This window comes from Micromonospora sp. NPDC047753, from assembly GCF_040642735.1.
Lineage (GTDB): Bacteria > Actinomycetota > Actinomycetes > Mycobacteriales > Micromonosporaceae > Micromonospora.
This window is the reverse complement of record NZ_JBEYSL010000547.1, coordinates 1-4,257: the sequence shown is the minus strand read 5'-3', so window position 1 is coordinate 4,257 and position 4,257 is coordinate 1. Positions and strand designations below refer to the sequence as shown.

5 protein-coding genes are annotated in these 4,257 nt (G+C 70.0%); 3 read left to right on the top strand and 2 right to left on the bottom strand.

Annotated features, from left to right (window positions below; all coding sequences use genetic code 11):
• Nucleotides 1-312 precede the first annotated feature (312 nt).
• The 3 genes from ABZ749_RS30600 (at nt 313) to ABZ749_RS30590 (ending at nt 2,339) form a co-directional block, all read left to right on the top strand.
• Nucleotides 313-1,395 carry a PIN domain-containing protein gene (locus ABZ749_RS30600; RefSeq protein ID WP_357233849.1) on the top strand — a complete coding sequence of 361 codons (1,083 nt, stop codon included), beginning with the start codon at nt 313-315 and terminating at the stop codon, nt 1,393-1,395.
• A gap of 299 nt (nt 1,396-1,694) precedes the next feature.
• Complete coding sequence (locus tag ABZ749_RS30595) at nt 1,695-1,916, top strand: hypothetical protein (RefSeq protein WP_030335934.1); 222 nt, start codon at nt 1,695-1,697, stop codon at nt 1,914-1,916.
• A 264-nt stretch (nt 1,917-2,180) separates the two neighbouring features.
• The gene (locus ABZ749_RS30590) at nt 2,181-2,339 is read left to right on the top strand and encodes a hypothetical protein (RefSeq protein ID WP_357233847.1); all 159 of its coding nucleotides are present in this window, start codon (nt 2,181-2,183) and stop codon (nt 2,337-2,339) included.
• A gap of 41 nt (nt 2,340-2,380) precedes the next feature.
• On the opposite strand, the gene ABZ749_RS30585 is transcribed toward ABZ749_RS30590, so the two are convergent.
• Both ABZ749_RS30585 and ABZ749_RS30580 read right to left on the bottom strand, forming a co-directional pair.
• Nucleotides 2,381-2,929 carry a DUF1062 domain-containing protein gene (locus tag ABZ749_RS30585; protein WP_357233845.1) on the bottom strand — a complete coding sequence of 183 codons (549 nt, stop codon included), beginning with the start codon at nt 2,927-2,929 and terminating at the stop codon, nt 2,381-2,383.
• 216 nt (nt 2,930-3,145) lie between these two features.
• Nucleotides 3,146-4,207, bottom strand: coding sequence for a Gfo/Idh/MocA family oxidoreductase (locus tag ABZ749_RS30580; protein ID WP_357233843.1), 1,062 nt, complete (start codon nt 4,205-4,207; stop codon nt 3,146-3,148).
• Nucleotides 4,208-4,257 lie beyond the last annotated feature (50 nt).

Sequence of the window (4,257 nt, the reverse complement as noted above, 5' to 3'; positions counted from 1 at the left end):
GGCGACCAGCACGGCGAGACCGGCCGCGAGCGCGACGGCGGTGCCGCTGGGCCGGCCGGGGCGTCCCCGCGCCGGCGTGAGGCTGCGAAACATCGGTGACCCTCCTGGGTGGGTGGTGGTGGAGGTCCGCCCGGCGTCCCCCCGACGCCCGACATTGATCGTCATGATGCAGCACCAGACAGGGCGCTGCAAGACAACTATCGAACAACGAAAATAAACGACTATCAGGCCGCAAGAAATGGACGGTCGACGAGTTGAGGTGCCGCGCGTCGCCTGCCCCCACCAGCTCACGCCCGGCGTAGGCTGATCCGCGTGGATCAAGAAGACCGGATTGCCCTCTTCCTCGACTACGAGAACCTCGCGTTGGGCGCGCGCGACCATCGTGGCGGCGCGGCCTTCGACTTCCGGCCCATCGCCGACGCGCTGGCCGAACGAGGTCGGGTGGTCGTCCGGCGGGCGTACGCCGACTGGTCCTACTTCGACGAGGACCGCCGGATGCTCACCCGGTCCCATGTCGAGCTGATCGAGATCCCGCAGCGGATGGGCGCGTCCCGTAAGAACGCCGCGGACATCAAGATGGCTGTCGACGCGATCGAGTTGGCGTTCGAACGCGACTACATCTCCACCTTCGTGATCTGCAGTGGTGACAGCGATTTCACCCCGCTGGTGCACAAGCTGCGCGAGCTGAACAAGCGGGTCATCGGCGTCGGGGTCGAGGGGTCCACCTCGGGGCTGCTTCCCCCGGCGTGCGACGAGTTCCTGTACTACGACCGCTTGGAGGGCGTGGACATCCCGCCGGCCCGTGGTCGGCGCGCTCGTCCCGCCACCCGGCAGGCCGGCGCGGAACAGCGCCCACCCGAGCCGGAGCAGGAGCAGGAGCGTCGTACGCAGGACGCGGAGCCCGATCGGGATGTCGACGCCCTCGCGGTGCTCGTCGCCCAGTCGGTCGCCGGGTTGCAGGGCAGCGCCAACGGTGAGGTCACCGCCTCCCGGCTCAAGCGGACCCTGTTGCGCAAGGACCCCACCTTCAGCGAGTCCGACTACGGCTTCCGCACCTTCGGCGAACTGCTGCGCCACCTCGCCGAGCGCAACGTGATCGAGCTGGCCGAGGGGCCGGCGAAGGGTGACCCCGAGGTCTCACTGCCCGAGCACGGCGACCGGGAGGTGGCGTTCGGTCTGCTCCGGGGCGTCGTGGCGGACCTCGGTAGCGGCGGCAACCCGGTGGCGTTGTCCGGGTTGAAGAACCAGGTGCGCCGGGCCCGCCCCGACTTCAGCGAGAAGAAGCTCGGCTACCGCAGCTTCCTGCAGTTCTGCAAGGCCGCCGCCACCGCCGGCGTACTGGACCTGCGCTGGAGCCCCGAGGCCGACGACTACCTCCTGACAACCCAAACCTGACCGCCCCGCCGACCCACACCCCGCCCCCTCCCCGCCCCCCGCCCTCCCGAGCTGATCAAGAGGTTTCCGTCAGTGGGAACGCGATCCCTGACGCGAACTTCTTGATCAACAAGGTTGGGGATTGCGGGCGGGCTGCACGGCAGGGCTTCCTGATTCGCAACTCAGGAGCGGGAGAACCGCCCGTTATGGTTTCGAACCGCCAACGGTTGGCCCGAAATGCGCCTGGATTGTCGCCCTTGCCCCGGTCCGGGCATACCTGCGCCGTACCCTCCGCGCGGGAATTGCTATACGGTCGGCGAATGAAGGTGGAGGAGCACTGGTGGAACGGAGACACGACCCCGCGCGGGCGCCGGGACGTGTACATCCGTACTGACGGGCAGGGTTGGGAGGTCCGCGCCCAGATCGGTGGGGCGTCGGGTCGTGAGCGGGTGCAGCAGTGCCCAAGCCGGGCCTCGGCGGCCATCCTCGCCGACGCCTGGCGCGGCACCCACCCATCCTGGCGCGAGCTAAAGCAGCGCTGATCCGGCACCGGGCCGGGTCGGCAACGCTCCCGGGCTGCAGCCCGGCGCGCCCGCCGACCGGCCCGGCGCTCGGTTACCACTCCACAACTCGGCTGGCCGGCTCGACTACTCGTCATCAAGTGATCAAGTGATGAAAAGTAGGTCCCGGCGAGCGGATTGAGCTACTTTTCATCACCTGATCAAGGGATGGCGGCGGATCTCCGTGTCCCCGCCCTCAGGTCGGGTATCCGGAGGGCTGCCGGTCGCGCCCGATGGAGGTCGCCCATGTCGCAGGGTCCCGACGAGGAGAACTTCAGGCTCGACGAGGAGGTCCGAGAGGCCGAGCGTCGGCTCGCCAACCTCGGCGCCTCGTCGGACGACGCGCTGACCGACGACGACGCCCGCGCGCCGGACGGTGCTCCCACCGAGGAGAACGCCGAGTAGGGCCTGCCCGGCGTCCTGCCGGACAGGCCCCCACGATCGGCTCAGCGCTTCAGCGTGAAGGTGAAGTCGCCGGAGAGCTTGCCGCTCAACCGGAACGCCGAAACGACCTTGCCCTCCATGATCAGTCGGTCGATCTCGCCGCGCGACAGACGGCAACCCTCAGCGATCAGTCGGGTCGGCCGGACCGGGACCCGTGCCGCGTTGCGGACCGCGACGTCGATCACGTCGAGGTCCAGGTGCTCCGATCCGCCGGTGTCTAGACGCCAGGCGTTGGTCCAGTCCAGGGCGAATCGGTTCCGGTGCTGGACGGCCGGATCCTGGAGCAGTTCGGCGACCAGGCCGCCATCGTTCGCATGGAGCCGGTCCAGCAGTTCGGGTGGGATGGTGCGGACGGTCATCCGTTCCAGGACGGTGAGTTTCGCCGTCTCCCCGCACTCGGTGCAGAGCACGAGAAGCCAGACGTCGAGGAGCTTGTGGTTGGCGTTGACACGGAACTTGCCGCTCGCCCGAAAGCGTTGGGACGGGCACGCGTGGCAACGGCGGTTGACGATCGGCAGGCAGGTGGGCACGACGGCCCAGTGAATGAGCACAGAGGTACACCGGTTTCAGTGAGAAGTCCGCAGCAAAAAGGAGCGCGGCGCACAGGCGCGACGCGCGACAGATCAGCTCTCGGGAGGTCTCACAGGGTGTACAACGGCACGTCCTTGCCTAGACGACCTGGTTGCGCAGCAGGGTAACGGCGCACGGCGGCGCCGCTCCACTGGTTTTACGCGTCAGGAGCCCGGGTGGCGGGACGAGCGGACCGGTCAGGCCTTCGGGACCGGCAGGACCACGCCCTCGGCCGCCGACCGGTGGGCCAGCTCGATCAACTCGACAGTGTGGACAGAGTCCCGTGGGTCCACCGGCATCGGCGTGCCGTCGCGCAGCGCAGCCGCCACCTGGGCGTAGAAGCTCTGGTACGCGCCGGGTTCGGTCGGCACCGGCCGCAGGTCACCGTCGACGCCGAGCAGGCCGTAGCGGTCCGGCGGAACCTCACCCCAGCCCGGCTGGTCCGGGCGGCCACCCTTGTGCAGCGCCGCCTCCTGCACGTCCAGCCCGTAGCTGGTGTAGCCGGCCCGGTCGCCCAGCACCCGCAGGCGCGGCCCGAGCTGAGCGGTCACCGCACCCATCCACAGGTGCGAGTGGACCCCGCTGGCGTGGGTCAACGCCACGAAGGCGTCGTCGTCGACGGCCGCGCCCGCGCGGCGACGGTCCACCTCCGCGTACACCCTCTCGACCTGGCCGAACAGCTGCACCGCCTGGTCGACGAGGTGGGCGCCGAGGTCGAAGAGGGCGCCGCCGGCCTCCTCCGGACCGGCAAGCTCCCGCCAGCCCGGCTTGATCGTCGGACGGAACCGCTCGAACCGGGACTCGAAGCGCAGCACCTGCCCCAACTCGCCCTGCTCGACCAGGCGGCGGACGGTCAGGAAGTCGCCGTCCCAGCGCCGGTTCTGGAAGACCGTCAGCGGCACCCCACGCTCGGACGCCTCGTCGATCAGCACGCGGCCCTCAGCGGCGGTCGGGGAGAGGGGCTTGTCGACGACGACCGGCAGGCCGGCGGCGAGCGCCGCGCGCGCCATCGGCACGTGCTGCCGGTTCGGCGTCGCCACCACGACCAGGTCCAGTGCGTCCGGGGTACGCCACAACTCGTCGGCGTCGTCGACCAGGCGGGCGTCCGGGAAGTGCTGCCGCGCCTGCTCGCGTCGCTGCGGATCACGGGTCACGATGGCGTCGAGCCGCAGCCCGGGGGTCGCGGCGATCAGCGGCGCGTGGAACACCCGGCCCGCCAGCCCGTACCCCAGCAGACCAACCCGCAGCGCCTTCGCCATGCCGTGCCCCCGTCTCCCTGGTCCGCGCCCTGACCTGGCGCCGGTACCGC